Raw genomic sequence first — 1,396 nt, forward strand, 5'->3', positions numbered from 1 at the left:
GCCCCGCAGCCGTCCGCCGCCGCCGGCCCGTCGGCCACATCCCGGACCGGTCCGGGTGCCCCCCGTCCGGCCGCCCGGCGGTTGTGGGGCGGCTGGCTGGTCACTCGCGCGCTGCTCGTCGCCGGCGTGCTGACCGGCCAGACGTTCGGTGCTCAGCAGACCGTCCTCGGGGATCTTCGGATCTACGCCGGCTGGGCGCACGATCTCGGCCACGGCGGCGGGCTGCCCGTCGGCGACGACCGCTGGCAGTACCCGCCGGGGGCAGCGGTCGCGCTCGTCCTACCAGAGCTGGCTCACACCCTTTCGGCGGTGCCCTATCGGGTGGCGTTCGTCGTGCTGATGGTGCTCGCCGACCTCGCCGTGACCGCCGCGCTGGCACGGCGCGACCGCGGCGCGGCACTGTTCTGGGTGGTCGGGATCACCGCGCTGGGCCCCGTGGCGCTGGCCCGGTTCGACCTGCTTCCGGCCGCGGCGGCTCTCGCCGCGGTGCTGGCCGTGTCGCGGGCCCGGTTCGGCCGCGCCGGCTTCCACCTCGGCGTGGGGACGCTGCTCAAGGTGTGGCCGTTGCTGCTGCTGGTCGCGTTGCCGGTGCCGGCGGGCTCCCCCGTCCGGTGGCCGGCCTGGTTGCGGGCGGGGGCGGCCCGTCTGGTCGGCGGGTTGGCGGCCGCGCTGGGGCTGCTCGCCGCCGTCCTCGCGCTGACCGGCTGGTGGCGCGACGTCCTCGGCTTCCTCGGCGCGCAGCAGGCCCGCGGACTGCAGGTCGAGGCGGTGGCCGCGACGCCGTTCGTCCTCGCCCACATGTTCGGTGGCCCGGCGCCCGACTACTCCTACGGCTCCCTGCAGTTCGGCGGTCCGGTGGCCCGCGTCGTCGCGACCGCGTGCAGCGTGGTCGAGGCCGTCGCCATCATCGCGGCGGCGCTGTGGTGGTGGACGCGGGGTCGGTCGCCGGTACCGGACGCGGAACCGGTACAGACCGGGGAAGCCCGGGTGGCCGCGACGCTCGCCGAGCGGGCCCTCGCCCTCGTCGTCGTGGTCGTCGTGACCGCCCGGGTGCTCAGCCCGCAGTACCTCGTGTGGATCCTCGCGCTGGTCGCCGCGGGACTCGCCGTCGCGCCCCCGGCCGCACCGGACTCCGGGGACAGTGGCAGCTCCGGGGGCGGCGCCGACTCCGCGGGCGGGCCGCGGGGCCCGCGTGGTCGACTGCCGGTGGCGCTGCTGGCCTGCGCCGCGCTGACCCAGCTCATCTACCCGTGGCGGTACAACGACCTCGTCCAGGGCCGGATCGTGCTGAGTCTGCTGCTGGTCGGGCGCAACCTCGGTCTGCTCACGGTGTGCTGGTGGGCGGTGCGGGCCGCCGCCGGGCCGCCACCAGCGCGGCCGCTGCCCCGGCCAGGAC

The 1,396-nt window shown here is 76.9% G+C and carries 1 protein-coding gene; it reads left to right on the plus strand.

Features of this window, described 5'->3' with window-relative positions; all coding sequences use genetic code 11:
* The coding region (locus ND748_RS32010) for a glycosyltransferase 87 family protein (RefSeq protein ID WP_251750014.1) at positions 1-1,396 on the plus strand (1,396 nt) is incomplete at both ends.

It is taken from the genome of Frankia sp. AiPs1 (genome assembly GCF_023716945.1).
Taxonomy (GTDB): domain Bacteria; phylum Actinomycetota; class Actinomycetes; order Frankiales; family Frankiaceae; genus Frankia.